Annotated in this window: 11 protein-coding genes and 3 rRNA genes; 8 read left to right on the plus strand and 6 right to left on the minus strand. The window is 65.0% G+C overall.

The window, feature by feature from the left end:
* Positions 1–30 precede the first annotated feature (30 nt).
* Entirely contained in the window at positions 31–1,728 is a 1,698-nt protein-coding gene (locus CSIV_RS03090; RefSeq protein WP_077049962.1) for an ABC1 kinase family protein, read from the plus strand.
* Positions 1,729–1,927: 199 nt separating this feature from the next.
* On the opposite strand, the gene CSIV_RS03095 is transcribed toward CSIV_RS03090, so the two are convergent.
* From CSIV_RS03095 to CSIV_RS03120, 6 genes are all read right to left on the minus strand, one after another.
* Positions 1,928–2,116 (minus strand): hypothetical protein, encoded by a 189-nt coding sequence (locus CSIV_RS03095; protein ID WP_139340589.1) that lies wholly within the window; start codon positions 2,114–2,116, stop codon positions 1,928–1,930.
* Between the two features lie 373 nt (positions 2,117–2,489).
* Entirely contained in the window at positions 2,490–3,302 is an 813-nt protein-coding gene (locus CSIV_RS03100; RefSeq protein WP_139340590.1) for a prolipoprotein diacylglyceryl transferase, read from the minus strand.
* A gap of 3 nt (positions 3,303–3,305) precedes the next feature.
* On the minus strand, positions 3,306–3,623 hold the full coding sequence (locus CSIV_RS03105; protein WP_077050122.1) for a hypothetical protein: 318 nt from the start codon (positions 3,621–3,623) through the stop codon (positions 3,306–3,308).
* Positions 3,620–5,206, minus strand: coding sequence for a radical SAM protein (locus CSIV_RS03110; protein ID WP_077049964.1), 1,587 nt, complete (start codon positions 5,204–5,206; stop codon positions 3,620–3,622). The genes CSIV_RS03105 and CSIV_RS03110 overlap by 4 nt, the downstream gene beginning before the upstream one ends.
* A gap of 138 nt (positions 5,207–5,344) precedes the next feature.
* On the minus strand, positions 5,345–6,322 hold the full coding sequence (locus tag CSIV_RS03115; RefSeq protein ID WP_083734968.1) for a lytic transglycosylase domain-containing protein: 978 nt from the start codon (positions 6,320–6,322) through the stop codon (positions 5,345–5,347).
* 201 nt (positions 6,323–6,523) lie between these two features.
* Entirely contained in the window at positions 6,524–8,038 is a 1,515-nt protein-coding gene (locus tag CSIV_RS03120) for an MFS transporter (protein ID WP_077049965.1), read from the minus strand.
* A 106-nt stretch (positions 8,039–8,144) separates the two neighbouring features.
* On the opposite strand from CSIV_RS03120, the gene CSIV_RS03125 reads away from it, so the two are divergent.
* The 7 genes from CSIV_RS03125 to CSIV_RS03150 all read left to right on the plus strand — a co-directional run bounded on the left by CSIV_RS03125 (position 8,145) and on the right by CSIV_RS03150 (position 17,953).
* Complete coding sequence (locus CSIV_RS03125) at positions 8,145–8,774, plus strand: TetR/AcrR family transcriptional regulator (RefSeq protein WP_077049966.1); 630 nt, start codon at positions 8,145–8,147, stop codon at positions 8,772–8,774.
* Between the two features lie 245 nt (positions 8,775–9,019).
* On the plus strand, positions 9,020–10,474 hold the full coding sequence (gene rpsA, locus CSIV_RS03130) for a 30S ribosomal protein S1 (RefSeq protein ID WP_077049967.1): 1,455 nt from the start codon (positions 9,020–9,022) through the stop codon (positions 10,472–10,474).
* Positions 10,475–10,580: 106 nt separating this feature from the next.
* Positions 10,581–10,754 (plus strand): hypothetical protein, encoded by a 174-nt coding sequence (locus tag CSIV_RS18225; protein WP_160897373.1) that lies wholly within the window; start codon positions 10,581–10,583, stop codon positions 10,752–10,754.
* A 570-nt stretch (positions 10,755–11,324) separates the two neighbouring features.
* A 16S ribosomal RNA gene (locus tag CSIV_RS03135) occupies positions 11,325–12,846 on the plus strand.
* Between the two features lie 414 nt (positions 12,847–13,260).
* Positions 13,261–16,372 (plus strand): 23S ribosomal RNA (locus tag CSIV_RS03140).
* Between the two features lie 101 nt (positions 16,373–16,473).
* Positions 16,474–16,590 (plus strand): 5S ribosomal RNA (rrf, locus tag CSIV_RS03145).
* Together the 16S, 23S and 5S rRNA genes form the textbook arrangement of a ribosomal RNA operon.
* 154 nt (positions 16,591–16,744) lie before the next feature.
* Positions 16,745–17,953, plus strand: a complete 1,209-nt coding sequence (locus CSIV_RS03150) for an MFS transporter (protein ID WP_077049968.1) — start codon at positions 16,745–16,747, stop codon at positions 17,951–17,953.
* Positions 17,954–17,996: the final 43 nt, after the last annotated feature.

The following is a 17,996-nucleotide window of genomic DNA, read 5'->3' on the forward strand; positions in this document are numbered from 1 at the left end:
TCGTGGGGGCATCGGCATCCCGGAGATCCGATGACCGACGACGCCCTCATGCGCGCCCGCTATCGGCGCATCACGCGGTTCGCCGCGCGCTATCTCGTCCAGGCCTGGTGGTACGAGCTGTTCCTGCCGCGGCTCGGCCTCGAGCGGATCTCCGCCCGGGGCCGCACCCGCCGGCTGCAGATCATCGCGCGCCGATTCCACGGACTCGCGATCGAGCTCGGCGGCCTGATGATCAAGGTCGGACAGTTCATGTCCTCGCGCCTCGACGTCCTGCCGCCCATCATCACCAAAGAGCTCGAGGGTCTGCAGGACGAGGTGCCGTCGGTGCCGTTCGCCCAGATGCGGGCGCGTGCCGAGGAAGAACTCGGGATGCCGCTGGAGCGGGCGTTCGCATCGATCGACGAGCGCCCGCTCGCGGCCGCCTCACTGGGGCAGGCGCATCGCGCCGTCCTCACCGACGCGCTGGCCGAGGACACGGGGCTGCGCGATGTCGTCGTCAAGATCCAACGCCCCGGGATCGACCGGATCGTCGACGTCGATCTGCGGGCGCTCCGCAAGGTCGGCGGTTGGTTGAGTCGGGTCGCCCTCGTCCGTGACCGCGTCGACATGCCCGCTCTCGTCGAGGAGTTCGCCGCGACGAGCTTGGAAGAGATCGACTACCTCCACGAGGCGGCGAACTCCGAACGCTTCGCCGAGGACTTCGGCGGCGAAGGGGGAGTGGCCGTCCCGGAGGTGGTCTGGGAGCGCACGACTCGACGGCTGCTGACCCTCCAGGACGTCACCGCGATCAAGATCAACGACGTCGACGCCCTTCGCGCGGCGGGGATCGATCCCGCCGAGGTCGCCCGACGTTTCGCCGCCGTCATGTTCGACCAGCTGTTCGACGACGGGTTCTTCCACGCCGACCCGCACCCGGGGAACGTCTTCGTGACACCGCTCCCCGGCTTCACGGATGCCGGCTCCCCGGCCTGGCGGTTCACGTTCATCGACTTCGGGATGATGGGCGAGGTGCCGCCGAACCTCCGCAAGGGTCTGCGGCGCGTGCTGATCGCCGCCGCGTCGCGCGACGGCAAGGGTCTCGTCGACGGCATCCGCGACGTCGGCGTGCTGCTCCCCTCGGCCGACACGGTTCAGCTCGAGCGGGCCATGACCCAGCTGTTCTCCCGTTTCGGCGGGATGGGTTTCGCCGAGCTGCAGGAGGTGGACCCGCGGGAGTTCCGTGCCTTCGCCGTCGAGTTCGGTGACGTGGTGCGGGCGCTGCCGTTCCAGCTGCCCGAGAACTTCCTCCTCATCGTCCGGGCGATGTCTCTGACGAGCGGGATGTGCAGCGGGCTCGATCCGGCTTTCAACATCTGGGATGCCGTCGAGCCGTACGCGCAGCGCCTCATCCGCGAGGAGAGCGGGAACACCGTTCAGGCGCTGGCGCGCGAGGCCGCCTCGGTCGCGGCCCTCACCGCACGTCTGCCGCGGCGCCTCGACGCGCTCATCTCCCGGGTCGAGGAGGGCGGCGTGTCCGCTCAGGTCCCGCGGGTGGAGCGCCGTCTGCGCGACCTCGAGCGCATGATCCGTCGGGTCGTCTCGGCGGTGCTCTTCACGGGGCTCCTCGTGGGCGGCATCCTGCTGCAGGCCGAGCAGGCCGTGTTCGGCACGATCCTGATGGTGCTGTCGATCGGCCCGGCCGCGCACGCGCTCTTCGCGGGGATCGTCGCACGACGCAGCGGTCGCTGATCGTCGGCCTCCGCGCGCGTCGCGGGGCGGAGCGGGGGCCGACCGTCCGCCGCCTCGCGGCCCGACGCGCCGATCGCCGAGCCACCCGCCGCCTCGCGGCCCGACGCGCCGATCGCCGAGCCACCCGCCGCCTCGTTGCGCGACGCGCCGGACGCCGAGCGACCCGCTGCCTCGCTGCCCGGCCCGTCGGCCGCCGACCTCAGCCGCCCACGAGCGCGACGCACGGGCCGAGGAAGACGATCCACGCGGCCGCACTGACGATGAGGACCCCCGTCGAGACCTTCCGGCTGGCCTCGGAGAACATCCCGACGATCGCGGCCAGCCCGATGACGTAGAACGGCCAGAGCGCACCCCAGATGCCCGCGGCGCTCATCAGGGTGATCAACATCAGGGGGAACGCGATCACGTGCGCGACGCACCCGAGACCGACGCCGACGCCCACCCCCGGCCCGCGGCCTGCCGCAGGCGGGGCCGCGGGGGCGCCGGATCCGGCCGGCGCTCCGGGCTCCTCCGGCGGAGCGGTATCCCGCGGCGGCGCGGGAACGACGCCGTCGTCTGTCGCCGCGGGGCCGCCGGGGTGCGCAGGGCCGGCTGCCGGGGGAGGCCACTCCTGTTGCGCGGGAGCGGAGGGCGGCGCGGGCGCGGCATCGGGCGCATCCGGCTGCGCGCCGCGCTCCGGCTCCGGTGTGTCGTCCCGCGGTGAGACGCCGTCCGGTGCCTTCGTCTCCTCCAGGGAAACATCCTCGTGTTCGTCGGGCGCGTCAGGCTGCTGTGGCATCCGTGAGCCTCTCTGGTCGGGGGGAACCGGACGTGAAGTCGCCGCGCCGTGCCATCCACACGAGCCGCGCGAGCAGGAGGGGGATCGACACGGCGAGGAACAGTTGCGGCCGGGTCAGTCCCGCCCAGGCCACGTCGTTCCCGCGGACGAACTCGACGCCGAACCGGAAGATCGCGTAGGCCGCGATGAAGAGGGTGAGCGTCTCGCCGGCGGCGATGGGGCGATGCCGCAGCCAGAACCACAGAACGCAGAATGCGACGACGTGGAAGACGATCTCGTACACGAAGCTCGGATGCAACGGCACTCCCGCGGGCGCACCCACCCGGGCCGCGGCGGCGGGGTCGAGCACGATGCCCCAGTCGCCTCCCGTCGGGGTCCCGGGCTTCTCGGTGAGCAGGCATCCGATGCGGCCGATGGCGAGTGCAAGAGCGACGGCCGGGGCGAAGAGATCGCCGCTGCGGTGGGGATAGCGCACGATGCGCTTGGCGACATGGACACCGGCCCATGCGCCGACCAGCGCCGACAGCATCGACGCGTTCCCGCGCGCGAGCTGGTCGACGAGGCTCAGATTCTGGGACGGATCGAGGTGCTGTGCCCACGTGCCCAGGCGGGAGAAGATAGCCGCGCCGACGAGGGCGCCGAGCACCAGGTAGACGATCCGCGGGTCGTCGACCTGGCGCCGACGCTTCTCGATGAGGAACACGATGCCCGCGGCGACGAGCGCGATCATGACCAGCGTCGAGTGGGTGTCCCACGGCGGCAGCCAGGGCGCGAGATCTTCCAGAAGGGGGAACACGGGCTAGCTCCAGACCCGGATCCACAGGAGCACCCAGAAGGGGATCCCGACCACCGCGAGCACCTCGACGGTCCAGAGGTAGGCCAGCACCACGCGGGTGTCGCCGAGCTTGCACCGGGAGCGCAGGAGACCTCCCCGCCGGGCTGCGCGGTACCCCGCGATCGCCACGCCCGCGAAGACGGCGACGGCGACCGGGCCGAGGAGCGCGCTGATTACGGCGATCGTGGTGAAGACGCACAGCCGAAGCGGGTCGAAGCCGGTCGGCGGGGCCGGCACCGACGGATCGCGCTGGTTGAGGTGCAGGAACTCCGACGCGCTCATCGCACCGTCACCGGGATCGGGCGACGACCGGTCGCCGTCGAGAGGCGGGTGCGCGACAGCGGCGCCCACGCCTGCACCGCGCAGAAGGGGGCGCACTGATGCGCGTCGGTCGTGGCGTTGACCGTCGCGACGTGCACGCAGCACTGGGTCAGGCGCTCCTCGATCATCGTGTTCATGTCCATGAAGGGCTTGACGGTGACGCGCAGCACCCGCTCGCCGAGCATGGAGCGCAGCCGCGCGTGCTGGCCCGGGAGTTTCGAGGCCGCGAGGGTCGCGAGCGTCCCGATGCCCAGGTCGCAGTTGCGGCAGATGTCGCCCCAGATGGATGCCATGGACGGGTGCGACAACGAGGACTGCTCGCTGAGCAGGTCGAGCAACGACGTCTTCACGACCTCGCGGATCGCCTTGTTCACGTTCGAGTCGGCGATGCGGTTCGCCACCAGGTCGGGGGAGAGGTCGAGGAACTCCTTGAGCCGCTCCTGGCCGATGAGTCCCACGAGGGACTTCCATTCGCCCGAGTCGTCCTTCAGGAAGTACCCCACCGAGCAGCAGTGCGGGTGACTGCACGGCAATGCCGTCAGGTCGCGCCACGTGATCTCGCCGTCGGTCTGCGGTCCGAGGCGCGCGAGGACGCCCGTGTGCGTCAGTCGGTCGTTCGGGTCGATGCCCGAGCCTCGCCCGGAGCCGAAGACCGGCTGGATCGTGATGCCGCCGACGTACGGCGTGTTCTGCGCCCGACGGATGACGGCACCGATCTCGTCGTCGTTGACGCCGAGCGTCGCGGTCATCGTGAGGGTCGTGAAGACCCCGGCGTCAGACAGTCGCTCGAGCGCGCGCTCCTTGAAGCGGCGGATGTCGGCGCCGCGGTGGAAGCTCGACGACTCCGCCGACTCGCCGTCGTACTGCAGGTAGATCTCCACGCGCTGCCGGTGCTTCTTCAGAACCTCGACGAACGCGTCGTCCTGGGCGATCCGCAGCCCGTTCGAGTTGATGAGGATGCGCACGACCGGTCGGGCGACGAGGTGCTCCAGCAGCTGCTCCAACCACGGGTACAGCGTCGGTTCGCCGCCGGAGAGCATCAGGACGTCGATCCGGTCGTTCTCCTTGGCGAGGCGTGCATCCACCGATGCGAGCACCTCCGCCAGAGGAGCCACAGTGGATGCCGCGGGCCCCGACTCCGCGAAGCAGGTCGGGCAGCGCAGGTTGCAGTGGTCGGTGAGGTCCTCCAGCAGGATGCAGGTGTGCTGCGTCTGCATCGCGGGCAGGCCGTCCTGGTACGCCGAGGGCACCGGAGCGAAGTTGCCGGCGACGTCGGGCGTGTGCACCTTCGTCGGTGCCGTCCATTGCTCGAGATAGGTGAGGATCTCCGCGGACTCGTCGTAGAGCGTCCGCACGAGTCCGTGTGTCGCGCATCCGCGCTCCAGCCACACCGTGCCGTCGCGGTCGGCCAGCCACCCCGACAGTCGCTGCACCTGGTCGAGCGGCCGCTCGGGGTCCTCCTCATGGCAGAGCGGGCAGAATGCGTTGACGTATCGATGGATGCGGTAGTCCCGCAGGGGCATTCCGGTTCCGGGGGGAGTCATCCGGACACCCTAGCCATGCCGTCGCGTCGCTCACCAGACCTGTCCACAGCACGCTCGCTGTGGAGGAGGGGTCGCGCCGGAGAAGACGGAAGGGCCGCACCGGCATCACCGGTGCGGCCCTTCGCGGGGTGTCGCGGGTCAGTACCACCCGGTCGACTGCGAGTGGCCCCAGGCGCCGCACGGGCTGCCGTAGCGACCCGAGATGTAGCCGAGACCCCAGGAGATCTGGGTGGCGGCGTTGGTCTCCCAGTCGGCGCCGGCCGAGCCCATCTTGCTGCCGGGGAGGGCCTGCGGGATGCCGTAGGCGCCGCTGCCGGCGTTGTAGGCGCGGACGTTCCAGCCGGACTCCTTGTTCCACAGCGAGACGAGGCAGGAGAACTGGTCGTCGCCCCACCCGAACCCGGCGAGCATCCCGCGCGCGGTGGCCTGGGCACCCCCGGGGCTGTTGTCCCCGGAACCCCCGTCGGAGGCGGCGACCGGAGCCGCACCGCCCGACGACGACGAGGTCGACGATGACGAGGATGCGGCCGCGGCTTCCTGCTCGGCCTTCGCCTGAGCGGCTGCTTCGGCCTCCTGGCGCGCCTTCTCGGCGGCTTCCTCGGCCTGCTTCTTGGCGACGGCGGCGTCGAGGCTGCCCCGCAGAACGGCGACGCGCTCGCTGACGGCCGAGGTGGCGGCGGTCACGCGGTCGGTGAGCTCGGGGAGGAAGGTCGCGGGAAGCGTCTGGGCGTCCGTCAGGCGCTCGGTCGCGGCGGTGAGCTCCGACGTGTCGACGTCGGCGGTCTGGCCGATGTCCAGGCCGGATGCCGCGATGTCGTTCTGCACCGCGGTCGCGGACTCGGACGTGGTGCCGGCGGCGGTCACCGCGGCTCGTGCGGCCACGGCCTCGGGAGCCGCTGCCTCGCTCGGCGCGGAGAAGCTCGCGAGGCGGAAGGAGGCCGACGCCAGATCGTCGGACGGGGTGGCGGATGCCAGGGGAGCGGTGCCGGTGAGAGCGGCGGTGGCGAGCACTCCGACGGCGAGGACGCCGGCAGTCAGTGCAGGGCGGCGACGTGCCCGGCGGGAGGCCAGGCGGCGGTCGCGGCGGTGGGATGAGGGCGTCGAATCAGAGCGCATAAAACCGGTTTCGTGTCAGGAGGACGGCGCGGGTATCGCACGTCCGGTCCGCGAAAAGCGGGCACGAAACGGGGAGCCTGGCACGCCTGTCTGGACGGAACCTGGGCGGAGCGCGGTTTCCAGGGGGAGGAAAAGGGCTGATCCGTGGCTCTTCCACCGCCGGGTCGGGACTCTCGACGGAGTGTCCCGACCCGGCTCGGTTCAGGCGGCGACGACGGGTTCGGAGGGATGCTCCGCGGTCGCCGTGGACGTGAGCGAACCGCGTGCCCGGCGTCGGAACAGGAGTGCCGCGAGGAGTGCGCCGCCCGCGAAGAACGCCGCCCCCCACGTGAAGGCCGTGGTGTAGCCGGCGACGGCCGCGGGGCCGAGCGCGCCCGGCCCGTCGGCGACGTGGTCGGTGAGATAGGCCGTGGTGGCGGTCGCGGCGATCGTGTTCAGGAGTGCCGTGCCGATCGAGCCGCCGACCTGCTGGCTCGTGTTCACCATTGCGGATGCCACTCCCGCGAAGTGGCGGTCCACGCCGAGTGTGGCGGTCTGCATCGACGCGGGCATGATCGACCCCATCGCGAGGCCCAGCAGGATCAGGCCCGGCAGCACGTCGCTGACGTACACGCTGTCGACGGTGAGACGGGTCAGGAGCAGCATGCCGCCGGTGCCGAGCAGCATTCCGAGGGGAACCATGACCTTCGCGCCGAGGCGGGGGAACAGGAGGTTCGTGGACAGCTGCGCGGCCAGGACCAGCATGGCGACCATCGGGAGGAATGCGAGTCCGGTCTGGATCGGGCTGAATCCCAGCGTCGCCTGCAGGAAGTAGGTGACGAAGAGGAAGATCCCGAACATGCTCGCGCCCGCGATGAGGATCGACAGGTAGGCAGCGGCCCGGTTGCGGTCGGTCAGGATGACCAGGGGGAGCAGGGGGTGTGCCGTCCGGCGCTGCCAGAGGACGAAGGCGGTCAGGAGGACGGCGGCGGAGGCGAGCGGGATCCAGCTGAGCGGTGAGTCCCATCCCTCGGTCTCGGCGTTGGCGAACCCGTAGACGACGCCGAACAGACCGGCGGACACGAGGACGGTTCCGGGGAGGTCCAGTCGCGGACGTGGACCGTCGCTCTCCACCCGCCCGACGAACAGGAGCGTGCCGATGATCGCGATGATCGCGAAGACCACGTTGATGTAGAGGTTCCAGCGCCAGTCGAGGCTCTCGGTGAGGAAGCCGCCCAGCAGGAGCCCGACGGCCCCGCCTGCGCCGGCGATCGCACCGAAGACCCCGAACGCGCGGGCGCGCTCCCGCGGGATCGTGAACGTCGTGGTGAGGACCGCGAGCGCGGTTGGAGCCAGCAGCGCGCCGAACACGCCCTGCAGAGCGCGCGCGGCCACGAGGACGCCGAAGTCGGGTGCCGCGCCCCCCAGTGCCGAGGCGGCGGCGAAGCCGATGAGCCCGGCGATGAACGTGCGCTTGCGGCCGAAGAGGTCGGAGAGCCGCCCGCCGAGGAGGAGGAGTGATCCGAACGCGAGGGAGTAGGCGGTGACGACCCACTGGCGGTCACCGTCGGAGAAGCCGAGATCGGCTTGGGCGGAGGGGAGGGCGATGTTCACGACGGTCGCGTCGAGCACGACCATCAGCTGGGCGATTCCGACGATGGCCAGTGTCAGCCACCGTCGGCGGGACGGGGTCGCGGGTGCCGCCGTGGTGGGCTGCGCGGCAGGGGAGGAGGTCATGGCGACAACATATACGGAACGAATGAGTTTCGGAAATGAAATGTTCCTGAAACACGATGTTCCGTAATGACGTAGGGTGGAGGGCACCCCGACGTAAGGACGTGCGATGACGACGGCCCCCGAGCAGACGGCGACCGGCACACCGCGACTCGGTCGCAAGCGCGACCTCAGCCGCGATCCGGAGATCCTCGAGGCGGCTCTCGATGTGCTCGCCGAGACGGGCTTCGAGCGGATGACGATCGACGAGGTCGCCGCTCGCGCCCGCGCCGGAAAGGCCACGCTCTACCGCCGGTGGCCGTCCAAGTCCGAACTGGTGATCGACGCGGTCGCCTGTATGAAGCGGGGGGCCTACGACCTCTCGTCGCTTCCGGATACGGGCACGTTGCGCGGTGACCTCCTCGCGATGATCAAAGAGCCGTCGATCGCCGACGCGGAGCGCAAGATGCAGGTGATGGCGGGCATCGTGTCGATGCTCTCGAAGTCGCCCGAGCTCGCGGACGTCGCAGAGGAGGCGCTCGTGGCGCCGCGTCGTGCCGCCAACCGCGTGCTCATCGAGCGGGCGATCGCCCGCGGCGAGGTTCCCGCGGACGTCGACATCGACCTCATCGCCTCGGTCGGTTCCGCCATGGTGGCCCACCGCCTGCTGGTGGAGCGCCGGCCAGTCACGCGCGCCTTCCTGGTGTCGGTCGTCGACGCGATCGTGCTGCCCGCGCTCGGCCTGAGCGAGAAGCGCTGACCGGCGGGATGCCGACCCCGCCCCGCGAACGGGGCTCTGATTCTGGTAACCTCGAGTGTCACTCGTGTGGCTCGTTCCCCACGCCCGGCCTCAGGCCCAGTGGCATCGCACGAAAAAACTCCGCTTCGCTTCGGCTCGCGGCATCCGTTCGCCCTCGGGCGGGGGTGCTCCGGCCGGCGGGATTCATCCGGATCGCGTCGTAAGAGTCGAAGCCCGACACCAATCCAACTAGGACAACCCACTACATGACTACCGCAACGACCGCCCCGGCCATCAAGCAGGTCGCGATCAACGACATCGGCTCTGCTGAAGACTTCCTGGCCGCGGTCGAGAAGACCCTGAAGTTCTTCAACGACGGCGACCTCATCGAAGGCACCGTGGTGAAGATCGACCGCGACGAGGTCCTCCTCGACGTCGGTTACAAGACCGAGGGTGTCATCCCCTCGCGCGAGCTTTCGATCAAGCACGACGTCGACCCCAACGAGGTCGTCAACGTCGGCGATCACGTCGAGGCCCTCGTTCTCCAGAAGGAGGACAAGGAAGGCCGTCTCATCCTGTCCAAGAAGCGCGCCCAGTACGAGCGCGCGTGGGGCGACGTCGAGAAGATCAAGGAGAACGACGGTGTGGTCACCGGTTCCGTGATCGAGGTCGTCAAGGGTGGTCTCATCGTCGACATCGGCCTCCGCGGCTTCCTCCCGGCTTCGCTCATCGAGCTCCGCCGCGTGCGCGACCTCACGCCCTACCTGGGTCAGGAGATCGAGGCGAAGATCCTCGAGCTCGACAAGAACCGCAACAACGTCGTGCTCTCCCGCCGCGCTCTGCTCGAGCAGACGCAGTCCGAGTCGCGCACCACGTTCCTCAACAACCTCCACAAGGGCCAGGTCCGCAAGGGCACGGTGTCGTCGATCGTCAACTTCGGTGCGTTCGTCGACCTGGGTGGCGTCGACGGTCTCGTCCACGTCTCCGAGCTGTCGTGGAAGCACATCGAGCACGCGTCCGAGGTCGTCGAGGTGGGCCAGGAGGTCACCGTCGAGATCCTCGAGGTCGACCTCGACCGCGAGCGCGTGTCGCTCTCGCTCAAGGCGACGCAGGAAGACCCGTGGCAGGTCTTCGCCCGTACCCACGCGATCGGTCAGATCGCTCCGGGCAAGGTCACCAAGCTCGTTCCCTTCGGTGCGTTCGTCCGCGTGGCCGACGGCATCGAGGGCCTCGTGCACATCTCCGAGCTGTCGGGCAAGCACGTCGAGCTCGCCGAGCAGGTCGTGTCGGTCGGCGAAGAGGTCTTCGTCAAGATCATCGACATCGACCTCGAGCGTCGCCGCATCTCGCTGTCGCTCAAGCAGGCCAACGAGTCGGTCGACCCCAACGGCACCGAGTTCGACCCGGCCCTGTATGGCATGGTCACCGAGTACGACGAGCGTGGCGAGTACAAGTACCCCGAGGGCTTCGACCCCGAGTCGGGAGCCTGGCTCGAGGGCTTCGACGCTCAGCGCGAGCAGTGGGAGCAGGAGTACGCCGCTGCCCAGGGTCGCTGGGAGGCTCACAAGGCCGCCGTCGCCAAGGCCCTCGAGGCCGAGGCAGCCAACCCGATCGACTCGGGTTCGTTCGGTGGATCCTTCTCGTCCGAGTCGCCCGCCCAGGGCACGCTCGCGGACGACGAGTCCCTCGCCGCACTGCGGGAGAAGCTCAGCGGTCGCTGATCCTCTCGTCCTCACCGAAGGCCGGTACCTCTGCGGAGGTGCCGGCCTTCGGTCGTTCCTGCGCAACCCCCCGACCTCCCGTGACGCGGTTCGGGAGGATGGGCGCATGATCTCTCGACTTCCCCTGCTCCTCGCCATCGCCGGCGCCGCGGTTCTCTTCCTCGCGATCGCGTTCGTGTACGTCCTGGTGATCGGCGCCCTGTTCTTCGGCGGCATCCAGTTCACCGGGGGAACAGTGGATGCCGCGGCCTCGCTGCCGTGGATCCCCGTCCGGATGTGACCCTGTGGGGGGCCACGACGCCGTCTGAGCCCCGAACGTCGAAGTTCCGCGTTTTTCCGCGGTTTCGGGGGTGCGACACGCCCGGGCTGCGGTATGGATTGGACGGGTGGGCGGGATCCGCGTAAGTTATTACTTGTTCGCCCCACAGGGGAGAGCGGAGCGGCCGAAAGGCCCCGCGTCCTCTCAAGCGGTGAACGAATCCCAAAGCTCGCGCCGGATGGTGTAGAGTTTTGGTTCTGGTCTTCGACCGGCTTCCACGACGTTGATCCCTTGGTGGGTCCCACTGTGTGAGGTTGGGTTGGGGGTCGTATAAGGTAGTGAAGTTGCCTCGCGGGTAGGTCGAGAGATCGTTTCTGTGGGTGCGTCCGTTCCTTGAGAACTCAACAGCGTGCACTTGTCAAATGCCAATTTATTCCTCGTCGGTCCATCGTTTGGTGGATTGCGAGAAATTCCTTTGGATCAAAGTCCAACCCTTTGGGGTTGGCATCTGGATAGTCAGTTTTGACTTCCTGTTTGGTCAGATTGAACTCGCTTGTCCCGACCTTATTCCGGTTGGGTGGGCATTTTTCTTTTACGGAGAGTTTGATCCTGGCTCAGGATGAACGCTGGCGGCGTGCTTAACACATGCAAGTCGAACGGTGAAGCCAAGCTTGCTTGGTGGATCAGTGGCGAACGGGTGAGTAACACGTGAGCAACCTGCCCTGGACTCTGGGATAAGCGCTGGAAACGGCGTCTAATACTGGATATGAGCTCTCATCGCATGGTGGGGGTTGGAAAGATTTTTCGGTCTGGGATGGGCTCGCGGCCTATCAGCTTGTTGGTGAGGTAATGGCTCACCAAGGCGTCGACGGGTAGCCGGCCTGAGAGGGTGACCGGCCACACTGGGACTGAGACACGGCCCAGACTCCTACGGGAGGCAGCAGTGGGGAATATTGCACAATGGGCGGAAGCCTGATGCAGCAACGCCGCGTGAGGGATGACGGCCTTCGGGTTGTAAACCTCTTTTAGCAGGGAAGAAGCGAGAGTGACGGTACCTGCAGAAAAAGCGCCGGCTAACTACGTGCCAGCAGCCGCGGTAATACGTAGGGCGCAAGCGTTATCCGGAATTATTGGGCGTAAAGAGCTCGTAGGCGGTTTGTCGCGTCTGCTGTGAAATCCCGAGGCTCAACCTCGGGCCTGCAGTGGGTACGGGCAGACTAGAGTGCGGTAGGGGAGATTGGAATTCCTGGTGTAGCGGTGGAATGCGCAGATATCAGGAGGAACACCGATGGCGAAGGCAGATCTCTGGGCCGTAACTGACGCTGAGGAGCGAAAGGGTGGGGAGCAAACAGGCTTAGATACCCTGGTAGTCCACCCCGTAAACGTTGGGAACTAGTTGTGGGGACCATTCCACGGTTTCCGTGACGCAGCTAACGCATTAAGTTCCCCGCCTGGGGAGTACGGCCGCAAGGCTAAAACTCAAAGGAATTGACGGGGACCCGCACAAGCGGCGGAGCATGCGGATTAATTCGATGCAACGCGAAGAACCTTACCAAGGCTTGACATACACCAGAACACCGTAGAAATACGGGACTCTTTGGACACTGGTGAACAGGTGGTGCATGGTTGTCGTCAGCTCGTGTCGTGAGATGTTGGGTTAAGTCCCGCAACGAGCGCAACCCTCGTTCTATGTTGCCAGCACGTAATGGTGGGAACTCATGGGATACTGCCGGGGTCAACTCGGAGGAAGGTGGGGATGACGTCAAATCATCATGCCCCTTATGTCTTGGGCTTCACGCATGCTACAATGGCCGGTACAAAGGGCTGCAATACCGTGAGGTGGAGCGAATCCCAAAAAGCCGGTCCCAGTTCGGATTGAGGTCTGCAACTCGACCTCATGAAGTCGGAGTCGCTAGTAATCGCAGATCAGCAACGCTGCGGTGAATACGTTCCCGGGTCTTGTACACACCGCCCGTCAAGTCATGAAAGTCGGTAACACCTGAAGCCGGTGGCCCAACCCTTGTGGAGGGAGCCGTCGAAGGTGGGATCGGTAATTAGGACTAAGTCGTAACAAGGTAGCCGTACCGGAAGGTGCGGCTGGATCACCTCCTTTCTAAGGAGCATCTGGCACCGTCGGGTTTTCCTGGTGGTGTCCAGGCGCCGGATCGAGACCGAATGTGTCTTGCCGGTTAGCTCATGGGTGGAACATTTGACGAGGTGTCGGAGACGATGGTCTCGGGTCTAGTACGCAGCTTGCTGCAGGAACGGTTCGGGGTGGGAGTGTCTGGCACATGCACGCTGTTGGGTCCTGAGGGGCCGGGCGCTGATCGGGTTTTCGGATCTGGTTGGTGGCTGTTCCTCTAGGGCCTTTTCTGGTGTCACGGTTGTGGCATGCGGGAAGGGTACCGCCCGTACTTTGAGAACTACACAGTGGACGCGAGCATCTTCCATGCAACTCTTCGGGGTTGTGTGGTGTAGATGATCTTAAAGATCATTAGTCAATTTTTTGACGATTCAACTCATGTGATTTCAAGTCTTTAAGAGCAAACGGTGGATGCCTTGGCATCTGGAGCCGAAGAAGGACGTAGCAATCTGCGATAAGCCTCGGGGAACTGATAAGCGAGTTTTGATCCGAGGGTGTCCGAATGGGGAAACCCCGCCAGGGCGCGTGCGTACCTGGTGACTCCCGCCTGAATATATAGGGCGGGTAGAGGGAACGTGGGGAAGTGAAACATCTCAGTACCCACAGGAAGAGAAAGCAACAGCGATTCCGTGAGTAGTGGCGAGCGAAACCGGAAGAGGCTAAACCTAGCGTGTGTGATAGCCGGCAGGCGTTGCATGTTGGGGGTTGTGGGACTTTTCTGATTGTTCTGCCGAGCAGTCGACGTGACAAGAGGGTATAGACGAACGGTTTTGAATGGCCGGTCATAGAGGGTGCGAACCCCGTAGTCGAAATGCCTGTTCTTGGCGTGAAGAGTATCCCAAGTAGCACGGGGCCCGAGAAATCCCGTGTGAATCTGTCAGGACCACCTGATAAGCCTAAATACTCCCAGATGACCGATAGCGGACAAGTACCGTGAGGGAAAGGTGAAAAGTACCCCGGGAGGGGAGTGAAATAGTACCTGAAACCGTTTGCTTACAAACCGTTGGAGCCTCCTTAGTAGGGGTGACAGCGTGCCTTTTGAAGAATGAGCCTGCGAGTTAGCGATACGTGGCGAGGTTAACCCGTGTGGGGTAGCCGTAGCGAAAGCGAGTCTGAATAGGGCGATTCAGTCGCGTGTCCTAGACCCGAAGCGAAGTGATCTATCCATGGCCAGGTTGAAGCGACGGTAAGACGTCGTGGAGGACCGAACCCACTTAGGTTGAAAACTGAGGGGATGAGCTGTGGATAGGGGTGAAAGGCCAATCAAACTTCGTGATAGCTGGTTCTCTCCGAAATGCATTTAGGTGCAGCGTTGCGTGTTTCTTGCCGGAGGTAGAGCTACTGGATGGCCGATGGGCCCTACAAGGTTACTGACGTCAGCCAAACTCCGAATGCCGGTAAGTGAGAGCGCAGCAGTGAGACTGTGGGGGATAAGCTTCATAGTCGAGAGGGAAACAACCCAGACCACCATCTAAGGTCCCTAAGCGCGTGCTAAGTGGGAAAGGATGTGGAGTTGCTTAGACAACCAGGAGGTTGGCTTAGAAGCAGCCACCCTTGAAAGAGTGCGTAATAGCTCACTGGTCAAGTGATTCCGCGCCGACAATGTAACGGGGCTCAAGCACGCCACCGAAGTTGTGGCATTGACATTTTTGGTAGGCCTTCGTGGTCCAGCCGTGTTGATGGGTAGGAGAGCGTCGTGTCGCGAGTGAAGCGGCGGGGTGACCCAGCCGTGGACGCGACACGAGTGAGAATGCAGGCATGAGTAGCGAAAGACGTGTGAGAAACACGTCCTCCGAAAGACCAAGGGTTCCAGGGTCAAGCTAATCTTCCCTGGGTAAGTCGGGACCTAAGGCGAGGCCGACAGGCGTAGTCGATGGACAACGGGTTGATATTCCCGTACCGGCGAAGAACCGCCCAAGCTAATCCAGTGGTGCTAAGAGTCCTAGCATGGAATTTTCCGGATCCCTTCGGGGTGATGGTTGTCTGTGTGAACGCTCGACCCCATGCTGGTGCGGCTAGCGTATTAACAGGTGTGACGCAGGAAGGTAGCCCAAGCCAGGCGATGGTAGTCCTGGTGCAAGTGCGTAGGCCGAGTGATAGGCAAATCCGTCACTCATTGAGGCTGAGACACGATGCGGATAAAAAGTGGGTGATCCTATGCTGCCGAGAAAAGCATCGACGCGAGGTTCTAGCTGCCCGTACCCCAAACCGACTCAGGTGGTCAGGTAGAGAATACCAAGGAGATCGAGAGAATCGTGGTTAAGGAACTCGGCAAAATGCCCCCGTAACTTCGGGAGAAGGGGGGCCATCCACTTATTAGGACTTGCTCCGAAAGGGTGTGGTGGCCGCAGAGACTAGTGGGTAGCGACTGTTTACTAAAAACACAGGTCCGTGCCAAGTCGCAAGACGATGTATACGGACTGACGCCTGCCCGGTGCTGGAAGGTTAAGAGGACCGGTTAGCCGCAAGGCGAAGCTGAGAATTTAAGCCCCAGTAAACGGCGGTGGTAACTATAACCATCCTAAGGTAGCGAAATTCCTTGTCGGGTAAGTTCCGACCTGCACGAATGGCGTAACGACTTCCCAACTGTCTCAACCGCGAACTCGGCGAAATTGCATTACGAGTAAAGATGCTCGTTACGCGCAGCAGGACGGAAAGACCCCGTGACCTTTACTACAGCTTGGTATTGGTGTTCGGTGTGGCTTGTGTAGGATAGGTGGGAGACTGTGAAGCGGACACGCCAGTGTTCGTGGAGTCATTGTTGAAATACCACTCTGGTCACTCTGGATATCTAACTTAGGACCGTGATCCGGTTCAGGGACAGTGCCTGGTGGGTAGTTTAACTGGGGCGGTTGCCTCCCAAAATGTAACGGAGGCGCCCAAAGGTTCCCTCAACCTGGTTGGCAATCAGGTGGCGAGTGTAAGTGCACAAGGGAGCTTGACTGTGAGACTGACAGGTCGAGCAGGGACGAAAGTCGGGACTAGTGATCCGGCAGTGGCTTGTGGAAGCGCTGTCGCTCAACGGATAAAAGGTACCTCGGGGATAACAGGCTGATCTTGCCCAAGAGTCCATATCGACGGCATGGTTTGGCACCTCGATGTCGGCTCGTCGCATCCTGGGGCTGGAGTAGGTCCCAAGGGTTGGGCTGTTCGCCCATTAAAGCGGTACGCGAGCTGGGTTTAGAACGTCGTGAGACAGTTCGGTCCCTATCCGCTGCGCGCGTAGGAAGTTTGAGAGGATCTGACCCTAGTACGAGAGGACCGGGTTGGACGAACCTCTGGTGTGTCAGTTGTTCCGCCAGGAGCACCGCTGATTAGCTACGTTCGGGATGGATAACCGCTGAAAGCATCTAAGCGGGAAGCCGGCCTCAAGATGAGACTTCCATACCATTTATGGTGAGAGGCTCCCAGCCAGACTACTGGGTTGATAGGCCGGATGTGGAAGCGTAGTAATACGTGAAGCTGACCGGTACTAATAAGCCGATGACTTGATAACACACCGTTTTTGGTGCTTGCGTCCACTGAGTGGTTCTCGATGTACGGTCGGGAACACGACAATGACATGATCGTTGTTGGTTTTTGAAACATCAATAGTGTTTCGGCGGCCATAGCGAGAGGGAAACGCCCGGTTACATTCCGAACCCGGAAGCTAAGCCTCTCAGCGCCGATGGTACTGCAGGGGGGACCCTGTGGGAGAGTAGGACACCGCCGGACTTCTTCTAAGACGAAATGGCCACCCAGCGCTGGGTGGCCATTTCGCATATACGGACACATTTGCTTTCAGGCGTTGATCGACCCTCCACGGAGGGGAGATCGGCGCCTTTTTTGCGTTCGCTCTGGGTGCGTGGCGAACGGATAGGGTCGCTACGTGAGCGGCTTCTCAGGACATATCCCCGGAAGTCGGGCGTATCGCCGTCTTCTCGTGGGGCTGTTCTTCGGGGGCGTGGCGACGTTCGCGCAGCTGTACGCGACACAGGCCGTCCTCCCGCAGGTCGCCATCGACACAGGAAGTGATCCCGCGACTGCGGCTCTCACCGTGTCCGCATCCACTCTCGGGCTGGCCGTCGCCGTGCTTCCGTGGTCTCTGGTCGCGGACCGCGTCGGGCGGATCCCCGCGATGGCGATCGGCGTGATCGCGGCGACCCTCCTGGGTGCAGCCGCCGCGTTCTCGCAGGACATCACCGTGCTCCTCGCGCTGCGGCTCCTGGAAGGGGTCGCACTGGGAGCCGTGCCGGCCGTCGCTCTCGCGTACCTGAGCGAGGAGGTGAGCCCGCGGCATGTCGCGGCAGCCGCAGGTTCCTACATCGCCGGCACCACCGTGGGCGGACTGAGTGGTCGGCTCGTCTCCGGCCCGATCGGGGAGCTCGCCGGCTGGCGGTGGGGCGTGGCCGCGGTGATCCTCCTCTGCGCGGTGGCTGCCGCGATCTTCCTGACTCTCGTCCCGCCCGCACGGGGATTCGTTCCTGGTCGGGCGCGTGCGCTCCCCGGCCCCGCGGTCTTGGCGCGTCTTCGCGTGAATCTCCGTTCACGTGTCCAACTGGCCCTGTACGCCCAGGGGTTCCTCCTCATGGGCGCGTTCGTCGCGGTGTACAACTACCTCGGGTTCCATCTCGCGCAGCCCCCGTTCTCGCTGGCCCCCGCTGTCGTGACGCTGCTGTTCCTCGCCTACCTCGCCGGGACGGTGTCGTCGCCCCGCGCGGGCGCGGTGGCCGTCCGGCGCGGACGGTTCCCGGTCCTGGAAGCCTCGATCGGCATCACCGCGGCCGGTGCGGTTCTGATGGCGGTGCCGTCGACCTTCGTCGTCATCCTCGGGCTCATCGTGTTCACGGCGGGGTTCTTCGCTGCGCATGCCGTGGCATCCGGGTGGACTCCGGTTGCGGCGGTGCCCGAGGCGCGCGCGCAGGCGTCTTCGCTGTATTACCTCGGCTACTACGGCGGGTCCAGTCTGTTCGGCTGGCTGCTCGGCCTCGTCTTCAGCACGGTCGGGTGGACGTGGTTCATCGGCGCCGTCGTCGGCATGTGTGCGATCTCGGCAGCCGTCGCGTGGGTGGCTCTGCGTCCCGGTGGTGATCGGTGAGGCGAGGTTCTGCCGACTCCGGGTCAATCCCTCACCACGATGT

The organism is Microbacterium sp. CSI-V, from assembly GCF_001984105.1.
Classification (GTDB): Bacteria; Actinomycetota; Actinomycetes; order Actinomycetales; family Microbacteriaceae; genus Microbacterium.